Raw genomic sequence first — 20,687 nt, forward strand, 5'->3', positions numbered from 1 at the left:
GGACCTAGCATGACCAAACGGGCACTCATTACTGGTATAACCGGCCAAGACGGATCCTACCTCGCAGAGCTATTGCTTGAGAAAGGATACGAAGTTCACGGCATCAAAAGGCGCGCATCATCGTTCAACACGCAAAGAGTGGACCATATCTATCAAGATCCCCATGAAGCGGGTGCACGCATGCACCTCCACTACGGCGACCTCACGGATAGCAGCAACCTGACACGCATCATCGCAGAAGTGCAACCAGATGAGGTGTACAACCTCGGCGCACAAAGTCACGTGGCAGTGAGCTTTGAAGCACCCGAGTACACAGCAGACGTGGATGCCCTTGGCACCTTGCGTCTCCTCGAGGCAATACGATTCCTCAAACTCACTGATAAGACGCGCTTCTACCAGGCCTCTACAAGTGAACTTTACGGCCTAGTTCAGCAAGTACCTCAGACGGAGACAACCCCGTTCTACCCACGAAGCCCGTATGGTGTAGCAAAACTCTATGCTTACTGGATTGCCGTAAACTATCGCGAGTCATATGGGATCTACGCATGTAATGGAATCCTCTTTAATCACGAGAGCCCGCGCCGCGGCGAAACATTCGTAACGCGAAAAATTACCCGTGGACTTGCCAATATTGCGCAGGGGCTTGAGAGCTGCCTCTTTATGGGCAATCTAGACGCACTACGCGACTGGGGTCACGCGAAAGACTATGTGCGTATGCAATGGATGATGCTTCAACAGGATGCCCCGAAGGACTACGTCATTGCGACAGGGGTGCAATACAGCGTCCGCCAGTTCATTGAGATGGCTGCAAGAGAACTTGGGATAGAACTGAGCTTCATGGGAACCGGCGCTACTGAACACGCAATCGTCCAATCGGTGACCGGCGATAGGGCACCAGGAGTAACGGCTGGCGATGTCATCGTTAGAATCGATCCGCGCTACTTCCGCCCGGCCGAAGTTGAGACCCTACTGGGCGACCCAACATTGGCCAAAACCGACCTTGGATGGGTGCCTCAGATTTCCCTGAAAGACATGGTAAAGGAAATGATTGAGTGCGACTGGACCTTGGCAGCCAAACAGGTCGTGCTCCGGGACAATGGCTACCCAATTACGCAAAGCAAAGAGTAACTGATCAGCATGACCCCTGGTAACGGCAGCGCGAGCTTTTCGCTTTTTTCAAGGGTAGCCGCCGCTGCCTGCCAAGGAGTTTTCCTAATACTTTTGGCGAGAACGGCAAATCTGGCGCAGTTCGGTATTTATTCTACAACCTGCGCAATTGGAGCCATCCTAATTGGACTTCTTAGCGCTGGACTCCCCAACAGGGCATTGCAGATAACTGAACCCAAAAGCAGCACGGGTGGCAGCTATCTTGCTGCAGCGATCGTACTGTCGGCCACTGCCTTTCTCGCTACGCTTCTTGCAAGCGCCACTTCACTGGGATCGCTTAGCTGGATAATGGTCTCGGCTGCCGCTTTCACGGCAGCTGAGCTACAAAACAATATCGCACAGTCATATCTTTATGGACTAAAGAAGAACAAGGAAGCCGACATCTTCACCCTGATTCGGAGAGCGCTTCCTCTGGCCGCGCTAGCTGCCGCAAGCGTGTTGGGGCCCACATGGGACAAATTTGCAATTATTAGCGGGTGTTTTACCCTTGCCTGGCTCGCCGGCGCCATCCGCTTTCTCGGCCAATACAACTTCAAGAGTTTACATAAGAATGCCCTGCGAGGGGGCTCCAATTATTGGCTTATCAATATTTGGACCATGCTGCAGCAGCTAGATGTAATCTTGATAAATGCATTCCTCGGCTCGCACTTGTCAGGCCTGTATGCAAGTGCTGTACGCCTGGCCAGTCCCGTCCACATCATAACCTCACTCATAGCATCCAGACTGGTACCGAACCTACGACATGCAGAGTCATCGCCCGAAAGGCAGGCCATTTGGGAGAAAACATATAAGCCGCTTAGACTCGTGCTTCTGCTCTTAGCAGCAACATCTCCTGCACTCTTCTGGATTGCGCCGATGCTTTTCAACGCTGACGCCTCCTCCCAAAATTTTGTTTATGTGGCCGCATTTTGCGCAGCACTCCTGAGCTTACTCTGCCAAATATTGTCTGCATGCCTCTACACAAAAAACCAGGAAGCGGCTGTTCAACGTCTCACAAGACTCTCGGTCTTTACTGGCTTAGTAATTGTAAGCATCGGAAGCTACGCAGGCAGCTTCACAGTGGCAGCACTGGGTATTCTATGTTCGCAGCTAATTCTAGCTTGGTCCCTAACAAAGAGTAACGGCACGAATAGATGGACAGGAAAAGCAGAATCGTCGTCGTGATCTTCTCCGACAGCGGCCTCGGCGGCACCAGCCGCAGTGCACTTACTTCTTGCGAGTGCTGGATCGCCCTAGGATACAATCCGATCATTCACGCAACGAAGGGCATCACCCCCTCCAGGCGTGCAGTATTTCAATCAAAAGGCCAGATTCTTGAGAACCTGACGGATCTAGACTGGGCAGAGGTGAGCGTAGTCCACTTCCACTACTCGAGCTACTCCGCAGGCCAGCACGCGGCAATTCAGCTACTTCAGCAGACTGTTCGCAGCCTCGGGCCTCACGCGCCGCACCTTATCGTCAACAACATTTTCGCAATCCAAGACAGCACCTTTGCAAGGTGGCCGGGGAAATGGTGCACGGCCGTACTTGGTGAATGGGCAGCCATGCAGTATCGACTTTCAGGATTCCCATCCAGCAAGGCGCCATTTGTCATTGGAAACTGTCAGGATACCGACACATTCCGCCCACCAACGGCCGAAGAGCGTGAAGAGTCAAGAAACGCGTTGAACATCGCTGCATGCGACAACGTCATCCTTCGCGTTGGTTCCCCCCATGATGGGAAGTGGTCAAGCTCATATCTCAAGCTCGCTCAAATGATCAGAGGAACATCAACCAAGATGATTCTTATCGGCGCGCCTCAGTCCATATCGTTGAAACTTGAAGGCAATGAAAACTGCCATCTGATCGCCCGCGTAGACGATGATCACAAGCTTCGGCGCTACTACTGGGCTAGTGACTGCTTCGCCCTTGATGCCGAGCGAGGGGAATCATTCGGCAACGTCATTCTTGAGTCGCTGGGCTCAGGACTCCCAGTGGTCTATCGAGCAAGAGAGTATCGCGACAACACCCCATGGGAGTTCACTTCTATGGAGGGGTTTTACTATCAACGAAACGAGAGCACATTCTTAAGCAAAGCAATCTGCAACGCATCTGTCCGTGAGAGCCCAACTTGTACTCGCGCCCTGGAGACTCACAAGATCGTAGCTTCACGCTTTTCTACAGAGGCCACAGCCGCGAAGCTGGAGGCTGTGGTTCAAATTCTGGATGGCGCCAGTACTGATGGGAAAGTATGCAGTACCTCCAACTCAACCATACCAAAGCTTAGCTACGCAAAATCCTTTTTAAGGCACAATCCTCTGATTGCATACCTCAAGAAAGTACGCATGGAGGTTCGCGGATAGTGCAGACCCTGAATATTATTCTGGCCCTAATCACTACCGCACTGTGCCTGGCAATGATCGTCCAAGTCGTGAGGAGGGAAACAATAACCTACTGGGCGGGCGTTCAGCTGGGATTTTCTTATTTTGTTGGAGCGCCTATATTTCTTTCCGCGGTCTTCGGCAGAATTCGACAAATAGACATCCCCATCCCGAATATGACCATTGATGGGAGTCCAGGAGTGTACCTAGTGACCGCCGGAGTCGCTGCCACCATATTCCTAATCCCCAATCGGCATATCGGCCTCCCGAAGATAAAAGTCAATCAAAATATAGTCGAGAACAAGAAACTGTTGCATTGGTACGCGGCAACCTATCTTGCATTTTCTATCTACGGATTTATTTCCTCAGGGAAGCTCACAGGAGGGCACTGGTACAGCAGCCACGGCGAGTCTATGCAGGGAGATGCTGTTGCGGTTGCTCTCTTGCAGATACGAAATGTGATGCGTTTCACCCTGCCATTTCTGCTGCTCTTCTATAAGCGAAAGGAACTTATTAGTACCAGATCGTTCTGCATTGGCTTAATCTGCATAGCAGGCTTGGAGCTCATCATTTCCGGAAACCGAATTATCGCACTAACCTGCATAATATCTTATGCGCTCGCCTATAAATCGGTACCCAAGAAGGGCTATGCAATCCTACTCCTTGCCGCTCCAATCATAATTCAAGCCAACTCTATATTCCCAATTGTTCGCGGAATGATGTGGAGCAATGGCCTAAACCTCCAGCAAATGAGCTATGCGGTAGACACCGCAACCCAGCACCTTGCCACGTCCGACGGGCAGGATATTCAGCTAATTCTTTCCTCTGCGTTTGAGGCAAGCAACCTGAATATGGCCAACATGGTCATCGAGAACTATCCGTCCAAGTATAGTTACTTAATGGGCGACACATTCATCGTTCGCCCACTAACATTCTATCTTCCCAAAGCGATCTGGCCGGGACGACCTGAGGGCTTTGGGCTGACACTCGGAAGACTATCTGGACTGGATGTGGATGGACTTGCACTAAATTCAACTTACATCGGCGAGGCCTACGCAAACTTCGGGCCATTTTCCGTCGTGGCCCTCCCGTTAATTCTCTGGGGGCTTTCAAATCTGTTTAGAATGTTTGACTCGAACTCAATTCAATACATGACCTTTGCAGTCGGCTTCGCTGGATGGAGATTTGATTTAGTTTTTTCCATTGTGGCCATAATCGTTATCCTAGCCACATGCACTGCCTCAAAGATACGATTTCGAAGTAAGTAAATAACGCAATAACACTTTCTCAGTGAGCGCAAATGAAGGTTTCCGTCATATACCATCAGTTTCCGCATTATAGGGCGCCAGTTCTGCGCGAACTATCTTTGAATGGACGCCATGAGTACGAATTCCACGCATCAAAAGATGAATTTGACGGAATAAAGCCGTATAAGGGCGAGCCCGGCGTGGTTATTAACGAACTGGCGGTCAAACGAACCGCTCGCGGATTTAGCTTTAAGAACTACATTCGACTTGCGACTGATAGCTCGGTCGACGTACTATTAATCCTTGGAAACCCCAATATAATTGCGACTTGGGCTCTTGGCATCGTCGGCAGAGCGACCGGCAAGAAGGTAGTTTTCTGGGCCCACGGATGGCTCTCACAAGAGAGAAAAGCAAAGGCCTTGATCCGAAATTTTTACTATTCGATATCCCACTTATTGCTTGTTTACGGCGAGCGCTCCCGAGAAATGGGAATTAGACAGGGGTACCCAGAGTCAAAAATTAGGACCATTTACAATAGCTTGGACTTTGTCGCCTCCTCCTCAATTCTCCAGAGGATAGAGCGTGACGTTTCCCGAGCAGCCGGTCGGGCGCTATTCGAAAACCCGGACCGGCCTTTGATTATTTGCACGGCTCGGCTTACGCAGATTTGTAGGCTGGACTTACTTCTTGATGCGGGCGAGCTACTAGGGAAGCGCGGACTTCCAGTAAATATACTACTGATTGGTGATGGACCCGCCAGAAAGTCTCTGGAAGCGCAGGCCGCTCGCATTGGCGCAAGCGTGCACTTCTTTGGCGCTTGCTATGATGAAGAGATGGTTGGCAGGATGATTTATGATGCTGATGCATGCGTGTCACCCGGGAAGATTGGCTTGACGGCAATTCACAGCCTTACATACGGCACGCCAGCTTTTACCCATGGAGACTTCAGCAATCAGATGCCAGAATTTGAGGCAATTGAACCTGGACGAACCGGGGATTTCTTCGAAAGAGGAAGCTCTGAGAGTCTTGCCGATTGCTTAGAAGCCTGGATGGAACAGAAGCCCGATCGGGCGGAAGTTCGGAACAGATGCCGTGATGTAATTAGTAGGCGATGGAACCCTAGTGTTCAGCGTACCCTCATTGAAGACGCACTTGATGAGATCAGCAAAGAGAGGCGCATGTAATGGGAAGGCGTAATAGGGGTGAAGTTCCAACCGTCCCTGAGCCAGCACGCGTTGCTGGTTCAATCATCAGCATCTGCGGCTCAACCATCGACAGACCGATTAAGAAGATACTGAGGAAGCTAGTAAATTTTATAAAAGCGCTGCGACTTAACCTTGCACAGGTCGGAGAAGGAGTCCAGTTTGGCCGGAATGTCGACATCCCCGCGGGTAGCAGACTAGGCCGCTACTGCTATGTCGGAGCTGGCTTCGAGTCTCCAAGTCCAGTCTCAGTGGGAGATCTGTGCATGATCTCGACTTCCGTACGCATCGTAGGGAATGATCACGGAATCGAAGATCCCCGTGTGCCAACGCGCCTAGCATTCCGATGGCGCCACTCCATTACCGTTTTTGGTGCGGATGTATGGATTGGTCATGGTGTCATCATCCGATCTGGTGTCCGCGTAGGAGATGGGTCGGTCGTGGCAGCTGGCTCCGTTGTTGTAAAGGATGTCCCAGAGAACTCGGTCGTTGGAGGCAACCCGGCACGATTGATCAAGAACCGATTTTCAGATGAAGATTGGAAAATTTATCGTAAAAGCATCGGGTTAGACTGCAATGGAAAGCAATAGCACTCGCAAAGGGCATACCACCTACCCCCTTATTCACAGACTCTACCGATTAGCGTGGTCATTAACGTGGGCCTTACTTGCCTCCTGGACTCCCACTCCGCTTCACCGATGGAGGGTCTTTTTGCTGAACATCGCGGGAGCACGGGTGAACCAATCCGCCCATGTCTATTCAACTGCCCGCATTTGGTACCCCCCAAATTTAATTATGGAAGAACACACCTGCCTCGGCCCCAAGGTAAACTGCTACAACATGGCGACGATATTAATCGAGAAGAGGGCGACAGTAAGCCAAGGAGCCCACCTTTGTGCGGGCACTCATGACATCAACGACCCAGCCCACCCCCTGGTAACCAGACCAATTTCAATTGGCCAGAGTGCGTGGATCGCAGCTGAAGCTTTTGTAGGCCCTGGAGTGACGATTGCAAGATCCACTGTTGTCGGCGCGAGAGCGGTCGTGTTTCGAGATACCGAGGAATTTGGGGTCTACACTGGAAACCCTGCAAAACGTGTAAAGTATAGGGATCGAGCTTCTGCGGAGTCGACGGATGGCTGAAATTTCGGTAGTGATCCTGACGTACAATGAAGAAATTCATATTGCCCGTGCAATTCAGTCTGTGAAGTCATTTGCAGCGGAGGTGATTGTTGTTGATTCATACTCAAACGACCGAACGACTGAAATTGCGGAGAGCCTTGGGGCCAAGATTTTTTTCAATAGGTTCGTAAATCAGGCGAATCAATTCCAATGGGCGATGGATCACTGCAAAATTCGTTCGCCGTGGATCATGCGTCTGGACGCTGACGAGATCATCTATCCGGATCTCTCTGAGGAGATCAATTCCCACCTACCTCAACTTGACGAATCTATTTCTGGCATAAATCTTAAGCGGCGACACATATTTATGAACCGCTGGATTAAGCACGGAGGCCGTTACCCTCTACTTATGCTTCGGATTTTTCGCAATGGAAAAGGCACAGTTGAGGATCGCTGGATGGATGAGCATATCCAAGTGTCGGAGGGACGCACGATAACGTTTACCGGGGGATTCGCCGATCACAATCTCTTCGACTTAAGCTATTTCATTGACAAACACAATCGATACGCGACTCGCGAAGCGATTGAAGTAATTAACTCCCGGCATGAACTTTTCTCTCGAGAAGCGCTCTCAGCTGAAGGAAGCTCCGGCCAAGCGTCATTTAAACGCTGGCTAAAAGAAAATGCTTATAACAAGGTACCCTTCACCGTAAGCTCCGTTGGGTATTTCTTATGGCGCTACATCGTTCAGGGCGGATTTCTTGATGGAAGAGAAGGATTGACCTATCACTTTCTCCAAGGATATTGGTATCGCTTCCTCGTGGGCGCAAAGGTCGTCGAACTGGAAGCTGCCATCGCTCATCTTGACGAGAAAAGACATAAAATCGACGAACTAAGTCGTTTAACTGGGCACAATTTAGCAGCAGGCAAACTGTAGCAACTTGCAGTTCTACGCAAGAGCGTGACTGGTTCAGCCCAAGCGTAGCCCTCCCGAATCCAGAGTTGGGGACTCATAAAATTGGAGTTCCCGACAACTAGACGCCAACTGCCGAGCATGCGGTAGGTAGCTAGCCGTGCTCTCTTTGCGGATTCTCCGCTCGGCACACCCCAGGGAACTGGCGGTTACCACACCCCTCCGAACACTAAAGGGCCCGAATGAAGAACGCCAGAATTCTTTCTTGGCCGTCGACAGTTGAACTCTTCTAGTTCGTCGAATTACCCTTGAGCACCTCCGGATCGAGGAGGCGACTTAGGCTTGCGGCGTACAAGTGTTCGCAAGGCAGCAAGTTGCTCACTGGCTTACAGAACTTCAAAGCGGTCGCCTTGCGAAATCGCACTTTAAGGTGCCCATACGCAGCACGCCGCTCCTAGATGAGCAGTTGAGCCGATCGAAGAGCATCGGCGTACGCTCCGAGCCTACCTCACTAGCGGGATTCGGCTACCCTACAGGCCATAAACCAGTGCGCGCCCATGTTCTGAGTAGGCCCTTCCCACTTGAGTCGCCTGGTGATTCGTTACGATTGCGACCACCCAGGTGGCCCGCTGTGCCTAAGCATCAAGAAGCCGTGCAGCCCCCTGACAGCCGCGTCATAGGCGCGACCCCAGTCCCCGGAGAGACGCTGGCTGTGGTGAGTTGGAGTATGCCCGCGCACCATCGATGATCGCTCGCGCACCGCCTTGAGCAGCATACATCCCGATGAGCGGGCCTAGCTCCCGCCCCCCCCCCCTTGCCACAACGGCGCTGCCGGTAACCGATTACACTTGGCACAGATCAGTCATTATCGCAACGTCGCTGGCTTGGCGAAATAGCGACCATTAACGACCACCCACTACGCTACCGCTACCAAAAGCCCAAAGCGTGCCGCAGCGGGCCAAGACAGGAAACGCAGCGAAATTGAACAGCCGCCTGAGACCAAAGCGCCTTCGAACAACCACAAGCACCTTCCGAGTTGCCATCGCCCATAAGCATCTCAGGCGCTAGACCCACCAGCGCCTTAACGTCAACCGCGCCCTACTCAGGGTCTCCAGCACTTAGGTACTGGACTTGTACTCATAGTACCCATAGCTGTAGTAACCGGTAGCACGCCGCTCGACAGCATTGAAAATCGCGCCCTTGATCCGGACGTTATTCTGCTCAAATCTGCGCTTCGCCAAGGCCAGCTCCTTGGCTTGATTCAAGCCAAAGCGCGCAACCATCAGACAGGTGCCGGCATGATGCGCAATAATTGCCGCGTCGGTCACAGCAAGAATCGGCGGCGTATCGACAATCACCAAATCGTACTGCGGCGACAGAGTTTCAAGAAGCTGCGTGAAGTTCGCATGCATCAACAATTCGGATGGATTTGGAGGAACGTCACCGCGGGTGATGAAACTAAGGCTGTCTATGCCCGGCAGCGTCCGAACTACGTGAGCCAGATCGGCCTTGCCCACGAGCAGATCCGAAAGGCCGGGCGATTGCACAGCTCCCAACGCTTTATGCAGCGTCCCCTTTCGCATATCGGCATCGATGATGAGGACGCGCTGACCAGCCTGCGCGATCACTGCGGCGAGGTTCGACGAAACAAACGTCTTGCCGGCATTCGGGCTGGCACCAGAAATCAGAACGATGTTGTTCTTTGCTTCAAGCCGAGCGAAATGCAGGCTGGTACGGAGGCTGCGTACGGCCTCAATCGCCAGGTCGGCTGGATCCTTGACCGCCAGTAGATGCAACTTACCATCTGCACGGAACTTGCCACGAACAGAGTCGCTCTGCTGCTGCGCACTCACAGGAATTGAGGCATAGACGGGCAGCCCAAGTTCCTCAATCTGCGCCGGATCTTCCACGCCACGATTAAGCATCTGCTTCAGCAGAACCAGGGCAATGGAAAGGAAAGCGCCGAGAATAGCGCCGAGGAGTACGACGAGCGTCTTACGGGGTCGAACAGGGGTCGTGGAATCAACTTCGGCCGCGTCAACAATACGAACATTACCGACGGTGCCCGCGCGCGCCACATCGAGCTGCTGCGCCTGGTTGAGCATCCCGGTGTACATCTCATTGCTGACCTGTAAATCGCGGGTCAAACGAAGCAATTCCTGTTGTGCTTCCGGCAACTGCTTCACCTGGCCCTGGAAACCACTTTTGCGCCCCTCAAGCTCCCCGATCTGCCGCATCAACGCCTGGTACGCAGGGTGGTCCCGCGTGAACTTGCGATCCATTTCCGCCTGCTGGAGGCGAAGCTGCTGGATACTGGTTTCAACGGCGACCTCCTGGTCGAGGAGTCCCTTGGTCTGCAGGCTCAGATCAACAGAGTTGGCGCGGGTCTGGTACGCCGCCAGGGCCTTCTGCGCTGCGTCCACCTGGTTACGCACGTTAGGCAGCTGCTCCTTCACGAAGGTCAGCTGCGCCGAGGCCTCTGCAGAGTTTCGTTCAACATTCTGGCGAACATACGCCTGTGCGACCTGCTGCAGAAAGCGCTGCGCCAGCTCCGGATCAGCGTTCTCGTAGGCAAGCGTAAGAATCCCGGACTCCTTGCCGGACTCACTAACTGCAACCTTCTTCTGCAGCCCGCCAACCACTGTGAGATGACGCTGACGTGTCACTTCAAAGCGCATGCCAGGATGTGCACGCATCTCGGCAATCTGCATCACAACCCCCTTTCCGGAGGCGACCTTCCCAACCTGCCCCTTCAGCAGCTGGTTGCCGGAATCATCCACGAGCTCATACGCGCCCTTCTCACCTGCAATCAGGGTCAGAGGCTTAGCAACCAGATGACGTGGCACATCGAGCTGGAACACGTCAAGCCTCTCACCACCCCAACCAAACCTGGACATTCCGAACCGCAGGTCGGCCAACCCCTCCTGGTCCGCACGCTCAGAATTACGGGCAAAATAGCCGCCAATCAGCGGAAATCGATTCGGCTCAACTTCAACATCCAGCTTCAGCGCATCAACAGCACTACCTATCACCGCGCGAGAAGTAATCAATGCGATCTCGGTGGTTGCTTCGGCAGCCCCCCCTCCCATGCCAAGGGACTGACTGATGTCGGAAAGACCCGGCAGGCTCGGCACCTTCGACTCCACCTGCACGATGGCATCAGCTCGGTAGATCGGCGTGGAGAGCAGCGCATACGCCACGGCAACGGCAAAGAACGCGCCAGTGATGCCCGCAATCCACCACTTATGATCAATCAATGTGCCAAGCAACTGCCGCAGGTCGATTTCATCGCTATCGTCCTGCGCCGGATTACGGGTTTCGGTGGTCATCAGTAAAGGCTCTTCAATTGGGTACGAATTAGGGGACAGAGAGAATGCAGCAGCACTACAAGTGCCGCGCCCAACTCTCAACACCCTCAGCCATCAGCTTGTAAACATGCTCGAATGCCGGCCGCTGCTGGCGGTACGGATCAGGAATCTCCTGCTCCTGCTGCCACTTGCCCAGCAGGAACGTCTTTCCCGAGGCCTGCGGCGCGATTTCGGCAATGCGACGCACATGCTTCCGCTCCATGGTCAGCACCAGGTCGGCCGCTGCCAGGATGGCGTCATCGATCTGCCGGGCGCGGTGCGCCAGACCATCCATGCCCTGCTCCACCAGCAATTCCTGTGCCGTCGCATCAATGCCATGGCCGACCAGCGCCCCCAGCCCTGCGGAGGAAATCTGGATGCCCTTGCCAGCGACAGCCTGCCTGAGCATGACCTCAGCCGACGGGCTGCGGCAGATGTTGCCGACACATACGAATAGAACGTTCTTGAACACTGACTTCGATCCTGTGGCATTCCATGCGGCGCCGCGGCCTCAAATGGGACGGCGGCAGCCATACAGGATACCTTACGATGGCGTTACACGCGATGAAATGGCCAGCAAATTCATGGCATTACGTCGCACTTCCCCGCTCAGTAGAGCCTTAGTACGCCGATTTCTGGCCCAGCACCTTGAATGCCGTCATCACGATGATGCGCACATCCAGCGTCGGGCTCCAGCGGCGGATGTAATCGATGTCGTACTGCACACGCTTCTTCATTGAGCGCAGCTCGGGGGTCTCGCCCCGCAGTCCATGCACCTGCGCCCAACCGGTGATGCCCGGCTTGACGTAGTGGCGGTGCATGTAGCGGTCGATCAGGCGCTCATAGTGGTTGTTGTGCTGCACGGCATGCGGCCGCGGCCCAACCACCGACATGCTGCCGCCCAGCACGTTGAAGAACTGCGGCAGCTCGTCCAGACTGCTGCGGCGCAGGAAGGCGCCAAAGCGGGTCACGCGCGGATCATTGCGGGTCGCCTGGGTGATCTTGTCCGAAGACCCTTCCGCATGAACCCGCATGGAGCGGAACTTCAGCATAGAGAACTCCTTGCCCCCCAAGCCATGGCGGCGCTGGCGGAACAACACCGGGCCAGGCGAGCTCAGCTTGACGCCAATGGCCAGCACCGCGAACACAGGCGCCAGCATGATCACCGCCAGACCCGCCACCAGAATGTCCTCAATGCGCTTGACGAGCCGGAAATTATGATCCGCCACGCCCTGTCGGACACCGATCATCGGCACGTTGCCGACCTGGTGCACGCCCGGATTAAGCGTGCCCCAGCCGGTGGTGTCCGGAATCAGCCGCACCGGCACCGGGAAGCGCTCGATCTGCTTCAGCATGGCCTTCATGTCAGCGGCATCACCCGGGGTCATCGACACCCACAACTGATCGAATTCGCCGCGATGCTGGTCCATGTAACGAGGGAGGTCGGCCAGCGCGCCCAGGCAACGGGGCGCATCGCCGCCGCGGCGCGTCGCAAGATCGCCCTTGGCCGAAAAATAGCCGACCACTTCCTTGCCCAGCTCAGGCTTGCCGCGCAGCAGACGATGCAGCTTCAACCCCGACGAGCGCAGGCCGACCAGCAGCACGCGCTCGCGATCCAGGCCGCGGGCGCGCAGGCGATGCAGCTGCACCCGCAACAGTACGCGCACGCCGACCATGCCGATCAGACCTGACACATACCAGGTCAGCAGCCAGCGCGTGGGAACGGCCCCGGCCATATCGACCAGGACAGCATAGAAGGAGAACAACCCGAAGCTGCAGGACCACGCCAGGAGCAGGATCCACAGATCCACCACGAGGCCGCGGCCGCGCCAGCCCCGGTACACAGGGCCGATCATGAAGCAGACCATCGCGCTCAGCAGCACGGCACCAAACACTACGCGCTGCGACGGGTCCGGCGCTGCCGAACCATAGAAGAGCACGTGGGAAAGGATGGCCGAAACCGGTACGACAACCAGGTCGCCGACGCGAAGCGCCAGCTCGAGGGCGGCCCGCGCTTCGACGCGCCTGCGTGACCGGCTGGGGTGGCTGGCGAGCCCTTCTACGGATCCATGTAGCACGAGACAACTCCTATGAACGTTCCGCAGATCCGGGCGAGATCCAAAGCGGCCCCGGTCTCCCCAGCCGGCACCTGCATTTCGTTGCGGTTCTATTGAATACCGCGTGATTGTGTCTGAAGCCCATCACAAAAGATAGCAGCCAGTTATGGCTTATGTGCCGCGCCGGGAAATCAAGCGAGACGCAGACCCATGATTTATATCACTTTGGATCAACTGGCCTCGGCTCAAATCGTGACGCAGGCCCGTCAAGCCTTTGTCACTCACCCCGCACTGCACCAAGCCCCGCCACGCCCCTCTGCTACCATCGCCGGTTCAGTCCGCCGCATCCCCCACCTGCCCGTGGCGGCACCAACTACGTAACGAAACACAGGAGTCTGCATGTCTTCCGAGCTGCTCAAGTCCCTTGGTCTGGACGCGATCAACGCTGGCACCTACCTGGGCAACGGGGAATGGTCGAGCGCGACCGGCGGTGAGCTGATCACCCCGGTCAACCCGACCACCGGCGAGCCGATCGCGCAGGTCCGCGCCACCACCGAGGCCGAGTACGAAACCGTCATTACCCGTGCCCAGGAAGCCTACAAGACCTGGCGCACTACCCCGGCCCCGCGCCGCGGCGAAGCCGTGCGCCTGTGCGGCGAAGCGCTGCGCAAGCACAAGGACGCCCTGGGTTCGCTGGTCGCACTGGAAATGGGCAAGAGCAAGCCCGAAGGCGACGGCGAAGTGCAGGAGATGATCGACATCGCCGATTTCGCCGTGGGCCAGAGCCGCATGCTGTACGGCTACACCATGCATTCGGAGCGCCCCGGCCACCGCATGTACGAGCAGTACCACCCGCTGGGCCTGGTCGGCATCATCTCGGCCTTCAACTTCCCGGTGGCGGTGTGGAGCTGGAATGCCTTCCTGGCCGCCATCTGCGGTGACATCTGCATCTGGAAGCCGTCCAACAAGACCCCGCTGACCGCCATCGCCTCCATGCGCATCTGCAATGAAGCGCTGCGCGAAGCCGGTTTCCCGGACATCTTCTTCCTGGTCAACGACGCCGGCACCGCCCTGTCGGAAAAGATGGTCGACGATCGCCGCGTGCCGCTGATCAGCTTCACCGGCTCGACCCAGGTCGGCCGTACGGTCAACGAAAAGGTCGCCCGCCGCCTGGGCCGCTGCCTGCTGGAGCTGGGTGGCAACAACGCCATCATCCTCGACGAAACCGCCGACCTGAAGCTGGCCGTGCCGGGCATCGTGTTTGGTGCGGTCGGTACCGCCGGCCAGCGCTGCACCACCACCCGCCGCCTGATCGTGCACCGCTCGATCTACGCCGACGTGCTGGCCACGCTGGTCAAGGCCTACAAGCAGGTGGAAGGCAAGATCGGTGATCCGACCGATGCTGCCAACCTGATGGGCCCGCTGAACAGCGACGGTGCCGTGCAGCAGTTCCTCGATGCCATCGCCCAGGCCAAGGCCGCCGGCGGCACCATCGAAACCGGTGGCACCCGCATCGATCGTGCAGGCAACTTCGTGCTGCCGGCCATTGTCTCGGGCCTGAAGAACAGCGACGCGGTGGTCCAGCACGAAACCTTCGCGCCGATCCTGTACGTCATGCCGTACGACAGCCTCGATGAAGCCATCGACATGCAGAACGGCGTGCCGCAGGGCCTGTCGTCCTCGATCTTCACCCAGAACCTGAAGACCGCCGAGAAGTTCCTGTCGGCGGCCGGCAGCGACTGCGGCATCGCCAACATCAACATCGGCACGTCCGGTGCGGAGATCGGCGGCGCGTTCGGTGGCGAGAAGGACACCGGCGGTGGTCGTGAGTCGGGTTCGGATGCGTGGAAGGTCTACATGCGCCGCCAGACCAACACCATCAACTACTCGGATTCGCTGCCGCTGGCCCAGGGCATCAAGTTCGACCTGTAACGCTGTTTTGTAGTGCCGAGCCATGCTCGGCAGGACGGGCCATGAACACTGCAGGAAGTGCAGCCGAGCATGGCTCGGCTCTACAAGGTATGAAGCCGACCCTCGACTTGAGCGGCCGCCGCGTGCTCATTGCCGGCGGCAGCAAGGGCATCGGCCGTGAACTGGCGCTGGCATTTGCGGGCGCCGGGGCACGGGTTTCGGTCTGCGCCCGCGGCCTGCCCGGGCTGCAGGCACTGCAGACCGACGCCGAGGCACAGGGCACGCCCGTGCATGTTGTCGCGGCCGACCTGGCCGAGATCGAGCAGATCGGCGGCTGGCTGCAGGCCGCCGCCGATGCGCTTGGCGGCATCGACGTGCTGGTCAACAACGCCACCGGCTACGGCATGGCCGACGACGAAGACGGCTGGGCGGCCAGCCTGCAGATCGACCTGATGGCGGCCGTACGTGCCTCCCGCCTGGCCCTGCCTTGGCTGCAGGCCTCGGATGACGCCTGCATCCTCAACCTGTCCTCGATCGCCGCGCAGCAGCCCCGCCCCGGTGGCGCGCCGTATGCGGCGGCCAAGGCCGCACTCTCGCACTACACCACCTCGCAGGCACTGGCGTTGGCGGCGGACCGCATCCGGGTCAATGCCATCGCGCCGGGCTCGATCGAGTTCGCCGATGGCCTGTGGGACCGACGCCGCGTGGAGGATCCCGCGCTGTACCAGGCCACCCTGGCGCGGATCCCGTTCGGCCGCTTCGGCCACCCGCGCGAGATCGCCGACGCCGCGCTGTTCCTGTGCTCGCCGCTGGCGCGCTGGATCACCGGCCACGTGCTCAACGTGGATGGTGGCCAGGTGTTGATGGGCTGATGCTTCCGCCCGGGTAGCTGCCAACCTTGGCTGGCGCTCTCCATCGACCAAGGTCGACGCCTACCCCGGCCGCCGCCGTGCCGCCCATGGGCTTGCCGGCCCGCAGGCACTATCATGTGTGCACTGCCAAGGAGGATCCCATGAGCGCGGCACCCCGACAGACAAGCGGCCTAGCCGTCCTCAGCCTGGTGCTGGGCATCGCCAGCTGGACCGTGCTGCCCTTCGTGGCCAGCATCGTGGCGATCATCACCGGGCACATGGCCCGCAGCGAGATCCGCCGCCGTCCCGCCGAACTGGAAGGCGATGGACTGGCCCTGACCGGTCTCATCCTGGGCTGGTTGAACGTGATCATGCTGGGCCTGGGCCTGCTGGTCCTCGTCCTGTTCTTCGGCGGTCTGGCCTGGCTGGCCACGCTGTCGAACTGACCGCCATGAGCGCATCGGACAGCACTGAACGCTTCAGCAGCCGGGTCGCCGATTACGTGCGCTACCGCCCGGATTATCCCGCTGCGCTGATGGACTGGCTGCACGGGCCGATGGCCGTGCCCACCGCGGCGCTCGTCGCCGACATCGGTGCCGGCACCGGCATTTCCAGCCGCCCGTTCCTGGCCGCCGGCCATCCGCTGGTGGCAGTGGAGCCCAATGCGGCCATGCGCGCGGCCGCCGAGCAGTGGCTGGCACCGCAGTTTCCGCTGTTCCGCGCCGTCGATGGCCGCGCCGAGGCGACCGGGCTGACCGATGCCAGCGTCGATCTGGTAAGCGCCGCGCAGGCCTTCCACTGGTTCGACACCGTGGCGGTGCGTGCTGAATGGCAGCGCATCCTGCACCCGGGCGGACTCACCCTGATCTACTGGAATTCGCGCCTGCTCGATGCCAGCCCGTTCCTGGTCGGCTACGAGCAGCTGCTGCTGGACTACGGCACCGATTACACCGCGGTGGCCGAGCGCTACCAGGACGATGCCACCATGCAGGCCTGGTTCGGCCCCGGCCTGCGCGGCATGATCGAGCTGCCCAACGTGCAGCACCTGGACTTCGACGCTCTGCGCGGGCGCCTGCTTTCTTCCTCCTACGCACCGCAGCCCGGGCACCCGCGCCATGCGCCGATGCTGGCTGCGCTGCAGGACCTGTTCAACGCCCATGCGGTGGATGGACAGGTCGTCTTTGAATATCGAACCCGAGCCTTCCTCGGCACGCTGGACTGAACCGACGCATGTATTCGCTTGCCCGCCCCTTCCTGTTCTCGCTCGACGCCGAGCGCGCCCACGGCCTCGGCCTGTCCGCACTGGACCTGGCCTACCGCAGCGGCACCACGCCGCTGCTGGCCGCACGCATCGCGCCGATGCCGAGCACCGTGTTCGGGCTGACTTTCCCCAATCCGGTCGGCCTGGCCGCCGGCCTGGACAAGAACGGCGAGCACATCGATGCCTTGTTCGCGCTGGGCTTCGGCTTCGTCGAGATCGGCACCATCACCCCGCGCCCGCAGGATGGCAACCCGAAGCCGCGCCTGTTCCGGCTGCCGGCGCAACAGGCCATCATCAACCGCATGGGCTTCAACAATGCCGGTGTCGATGCGCTGGTACGCAACGTCGAGCGCGCGCGTAACCGCCGCGGCCTGCTCGGCATCAACATCGGCAAGAACAAGGACACCCCCAACGAGCGGGCGGTCGATGACTACATCACCTGCCTGGACAAGGTCTATCCGCTGGCCGACTACATCACCGTCAACATTTCCTCGCCCAACACCGCCGGCCTGCGCGAACTGCAGGAAGAGACCGCGCTGCGCCAGCTGGTGAGCCAGCTGCGTGAGCGCCAGGAGACCTTGGCTGCGCAGCATGGTCGACGCGTGCCGATGCTGGTGAAGGTGGCGCCTGACCTGAGCGAGCGCGACATCGACGCCGCCGCCCGCGTGCTGGGCGAACTGCAGGTGGACGGCGTGATCGCCACCAACACCACCATCGATCGCAGCCGCATCGCCGGCGATCCGCTGGCCAGCGAGGCCGGTGGCCTGTCCGGTGCGCCGGTGCTGGAGCAGTCGACCCTGGTGCTGCGTCGCCTGCGCGCGCGCCTGCCCGAATCGGTGCCGCTGGTCGGCGTGGGTGGCATCCTCTCCGGTGCCGACGCAGTGGCCAAGATGGCCGCCGGCGCCGCCCTGGTGCAGTGCTACAGCGGCCTGATCTACCGTGGCCCGTCGCTGGTGGCCGAGTGCGTGGAGGCGATCCGTCGCCGCCGGGAAGCGCCCAGCCGTGGCGCGGTGGCGCCGCTGTGAGCGCGCCCATGGACGGCCACGACACCTCCGCCGCACCGCTGCGCTGGACCCTTACCGAAAACGCTCCGCTGCAGGCGTTGAACACCTTCCACGTGCGCGCCAACGCGGCGCAGCTGCTGGAACTGCACGACCCTGCCCTGCTGCCGGACGTGCTGGCATTGCCCAGCGTGGCCAACGGCCCACTGCTGGTGCTGGGCAGCGGCAGCAACGTGCTCATCGCCGATGACCTCCCGGGCACCGTGCTGGTGTTCGGCAACCGCGACATCAGCTTCCTCGAGCACCGCGCCGACCACGCGGTGATCCGCGCCGGCGCCGGTGTGTCCTGGCACGGCCTGGTGATGTGGTCGCTGCAGGAAGGTCTGTCCGGCCTGGAGAACCTCGCACTGATTCCCGGCACCGCCGGTGCAGCACCGATCCAGAACATCGGTGCCTATGGCGCGCAGGTGGGCGAGTTCATCCAGACCGTCGAAGCCTGGGACTGCCAGGAGCAGGCTTGGGTGCGCATGGATAACGAACAGTGCGGCTTCGGTTACCGCGACAGCGTGTTCAAGCAGCAGCCCGACCGCTACCTGATCACCGCCATCGAATTGAGACTGCCGCTGCTGCACGCCCTGCGCATGGACTACGCCGGCATCCGCGAGGAGCTGCAGGCACAGGGCGTGGAACTGCCTAGTGCGGTCGACGTGGCCAATGCGGTCATCGCCATCCGCCGCCGCAAGCTGCCCGATCCGGACGTGCTGGGCAACGCAGGCAGCTTCTTCAAGAACCCGGTGCTGCCGCTGGAACAGGTCGACGTGCTGCTGCAGCACTTCCCTGAACTGCCGGTGTTCCCGGCCGAGCGTGATGACCAGCGCAAGGTCTCGGCGGCCTGGATGATCGAATCCTGCGGCTGGAAAGGTTTCCGCGAAGGCGACGCCGGCGTGGCACCCAGCCATGCACTGGTGCTGGTCAACCACGGTAACGCCACCGGCGCCGAACTATTGGACCTGGCACGGCGCATCTCCGCCTCGGTGCTGGAGAAGTTCGGCGTGCCGATCGAACCGGAGCCGCGCCTGCTCGGCGCCCAGTGGTGAACGCCACGGCGCGGCCCGCGCTCGCCACCCCGGCGCGGGCGGCGCTGCTGATGCTCGCCAGCACGATGGCGTTTGGCTTGATGGCCATCGCCATCCGCTATGCGACCCGCTACGTGCCGACCCAGGAAGTTGCGTTCTTCCGCAACACGTTTGGCCTGCTGGCACTGCTGCCGATGCTGCTGCGCCCGGGCCGTGCGCCACTGAAGACCCAACAGCTGCCGCGCTACTTCGTGCGCAGCGCGATCGGCCTGGGCTCGATGCTGTGCGCGTTCTGGGCGCTGGGCCACCTGCCCCTGGCGCAGGCGGTGTCGCTGTCCTATTCCACACCGTTGTTCGTCACAATTGCCGCGGTGCTGTGGCTGGGTGAAACCGTGCGCGTGCGGCGCTGGGCGGCGGTGGTGGTGGGTTTCATCGGCGTGCTGGTGATCGTCCGGCCGGGCACCGCGGGGTTTTCCGCCGGCAGCCTGATCGCCGTTGCCGCGGCCCTGCTCAGTTCGCTGGTGGCCATCCAGATCAAGCAGCTGACCCGCGTGGACAGCGCCGACACCGTGGTGCTCTACACCTATGTGTTCTGGGTGCCGCTGTCGCTGGTCCCGGCCGTGTTCGTATGGGTCTGGCCCACGGGCATGGCCTGGGTGTGGCTGGTGGCGACGGGCGTGATGGGCACGGTCGGCCAGCTGCTGTGGACGCGTGCACTGCGCTTGGGCGAGGTATCGGCCCTGACCCCGATCAGCTTCCTGCAGCTGCCGCTGGTCACACTGTGTGGCTGGCTGTTGTTTGATGAGAGCGTGGACCGCTGGACGCTGATCGGTGCCGGCATCATCTTGGCGGCGAACGCGTATATCGCGCACCGCGAGGCGGTGCTGGCACGGCGCGCCGCGAGCGTGGCAGCGACGGCGGCCGCCAAGCCGGCGGAGTAAGGGTTGTTCGGCAGGGCTTGCAGCCCTGCACCTGCAGAATCAACGTCAACGTCAACGTCAGAAGCCAGAGCGGCATTCCGTGGGATGGCGGGGCACTGTGGGTTTGCGGGGACGCCGTAAATACGTCCATGTAGGCTTGGTCGCCGCTTGCTCCTGTGCGCTGTCCTGCGCACACGGCAAGACCGGGGTTGGGCGTCCTGCCCAACCCGCCCGAGGCATGCCTCGGGCCCA

General features: G+C 59.1%; 16 protein-coding genes and 1 pseudogene. 14 read left to right on the top strand and 3 right to left on the bottom strand.

The genetic code is table 11. From position 1 onward, the window contains the following. The first annotated feature begins 9 nt into the window (after positions 1 to 9). The 7 genes and pseudogenes from gmd to NQ204_RS09635 all read left to right on the top strand — a co-directional run bounded on the left by gmd (position 10) and on the right by NQ204_RS09635 (position 8,035). Positions 10 to 1,128: a GDP-mannose 4,6-dehydratase gene (gene gmd, locus NQ204_RS09600; RefSeq protein WP_197578774.1), complete on the top strand. Its 1,119-nt coding sequence runs from the start codon at positions 10 to 12 to the stop codon at positions 1,126 to 1,128. 9 nt (positions 1,129 to 1,137) lie between these two features. Beyond that, on the top strand, positions 1,138 to 2,331 hold the full coding sequence (locus NQ204_RS09605; RefSeq protein WP_256643728.1) for a lipopolysaccharide biosynthesis protein: 1,194 nt from the start codon (positions 1,138 to 1,140) through the stop codon (positions 2,329 to 2,331). Continuing rightward, positions 2,328 to 3,509: a glycosyltransferase gene (locus tag NQ204_RS09610; protein WP_256643729.1), complete on the top strand. Its 1,182-nt coding sequence runs from the start codon at positions 2,328 to 2,330 to the stop codon at positions 3,507 to 3,509. Before NQ204_RS09605 ends, NQ204_RS09610 begins: the two co-directional genes overlap by 4 nt. Further along, complete coding sequence (locus tag NQ204_RS09615) at positions 3,509 to 4,795, top strand: hypothetical protein (RefSeq protein ID WP_256643730.1); 1,287 nt, start codon at positions 3,509 to 3,511, stop codon at positions 4,793 to 4,795. Before NQ204_RS09610 ends, NQ204_RS09615 begins: the two co-directional genes overlap by 1 nt. A gap of 32 nt (positions 4,796 to 4,827) precedes the next feature. Continuing rightward, positions 4,828 to 5,958: a glycosyltransferase family 4 protein gene (locus tag NQ204_RS09620; RefSeq protein ID WP_256643731.1), complete on the top strand. Its 1,131-nt coding sequence runs from the start codon at positions 4,828 to 4,830 to the stop codon at positions 5,956 to 5,958. Between the two features lie 380 nt (positions 5,959 to 6,338). Further along, positions 6,339 to 6,512 (top strand): annotated as a pseudogene (locus NQ204_RS19675) (DapH/DapD/GlmU-related protein); the annotation flags it as partial. Between the two features lie 599 nt (positions 6,513 to 7,111). Then, entirely contained in the window at positions 7,112 to 8,035 is a 924-nt protein-coding gene (locus tag NQ204_RS09635; RefSeq protein ID WP_256643732.1) for a glycosyltransferase family 2 protein, read from the top strand. A gap of 1,094 nt (positions 8,036 to 9,129) precedes the next feature. Here NQ204_RS09635 and NQ204_RS09640 read toward each other — a convergent pair. From NQ204_RS09640 to NQ204_RS09650, 3 genes are all read right to left on the bottom strand, one after another. Further along, positions 9,130 to 11,340 carry a polysaccharide biosynthesis tyrosine autokinase gene (locus NQ204_RS09640; RefSeq protein WP_256643733.1) on the bottom strand — a complete coding sequence of 737 codons (2,211 nt, stop codon included), beginning with the start codon at positions 11,338 to 11,340 and terminating at the stop codon, positions 9,130 to 9,132. 55 nt (positions 11,341 to 11,395) lie between these two features. After that, complete coding sequence (locus NQ204_RS09645; RefSeq protein ID WP_256643734.1) at positions 11,396 to 11,830, bottom strand: low molecular weight protein-tyrosine-phosphatase; 435 nt, start codon at positions 11,828 to 11,830, stop codon at positions 11,396 to 11,398. Between the two features lie 148 nt (positions 11,831 to 11,978). Further along, complete coding sequence (locus tag NQ204_RS09650) at positions 11,979 to 13,436, bottom strand: undecaprenyl-phosphate glucose phosphotransferase (protein WP_256643735.1); 1,458 nt, start codon at positions 13,434 to 13,436, stop codon at positions 11,979 to 11,981. A gap of 378 nt (positions 13,437 to 13,814) precedes the next feature. Here NQ204_RS09650 and amaB point away from each other — a divergent pair, with 378 nt between their 5' ends. The 7 genes from amaB (at position 13,815) to NQ204_RS09685 (ending at position 20,456) form a co-directional block, all read left to right on the top strand. Continuing rightward, positions 13,815 to 15,347 (top strand): L-piperidine-6-carboxylate dehydrogenase, encoded by a 1,533-nt coding sequence (amaB, locus tag NQ204_RS09655; RefSeq protein ID WP_256643736.1) that lies wholly within the window; start codon positions 13,815 to 13,817, stop codon positions 15,345 to 15,347. A gap of 41 nt (positions 15,348 to 15,388) precedes the next feature. Continuing rightward, complete coding sequence (locus NQ204_RS09660) at positions 15,389 to 16,198, top strand: SDR family NAD(P)-dependent oxidoreductase (RefSeq protein WP_116863398.1); 810 nt, start codon at positions 15,389 to 15,391, stop codon at positions 16,196 to 16,198. Positions 16,199 to 16,338: 140 nt separating this feature from the next. Further along, the gene (locus NQ204_RS09665) at positions 16,339 to 16,623 is read left to right on the top strand and encodes a DUF4190 domain-containing protein (protein ID WP_256643737.1); all 285 of its coding nucleotides are present in this window, start codon (positions 16,339 to 16,341) and stop codon (positions 16,621 to 16,623) included. Between the two features lie 5 nt (positions 16,624 to 16,628). Beyond that, the gene (locus NQ204_RS09670; RefSeq protein ID WP_256643738.1) at positions 16,629 to 17,399 is read left to right on the top strand and encodes a class I SAM-dependent methyltransferase; all 771 of its coding nucleotides are present in this window, start codon (positions 16,629 to 16,631) and stop codon (positions 17,397 to 17,399) included. An 8-nt stretch (positions 17,400 to 17,407) separates the two neighbouring features. Beyond that, positions 17,408 to 18,463 carry a quinone-dependent dihydroorotate dehydrogenase gene (locus NQ204_RS09675; protein ID WP_256643739.1) on the top strand — a complete coding sequence of 352 codons (1,056 nt, stop codon included), beginning with the start codon at positions 17,408 to 17,410 and terminating at the stop codon, positions 18,461 to 18,463. A gap of 8 nt (positions 18,464 to 18,471) precedes the next feature. Further along, positions 18,472 to 19,536 (top strand): UDP-N-acetylmuramate dehydrogenase, encoded by a 1,065-nt coding sequence (gene murB / locus NQ204_RS09680; RefSeq protein ID WP_116863401.1) that lies wholly within the window; start codon positions 18,472 to 18,474, stop codon positions 19,534 to 19,536. 50 nt (positions 19,537 to 19,586) lie between these two features. Then, positions 19,587 to 20,456: a DMT family transporter gene (locus tag NQ204_RS09685; protein ID WP_116863404.1), complete on the top strand. Its 870-nt coding sequence runs from the start codon at positions 19,587 to 19,589 to the stop codon at positions 20,454 to 20,456. Positions 20,457 to 20,687 lie beyond the last annotated feature (231 nt).

This window comes from Stenotrophomonas testudinis, assembly GCF_024499815.1.
Lineage (GTDB): Bacteria > Pseudomonadota > Gammaproteobacteria > Xanthomonadales > Xanthomonadaceae > Stenotrophomonas.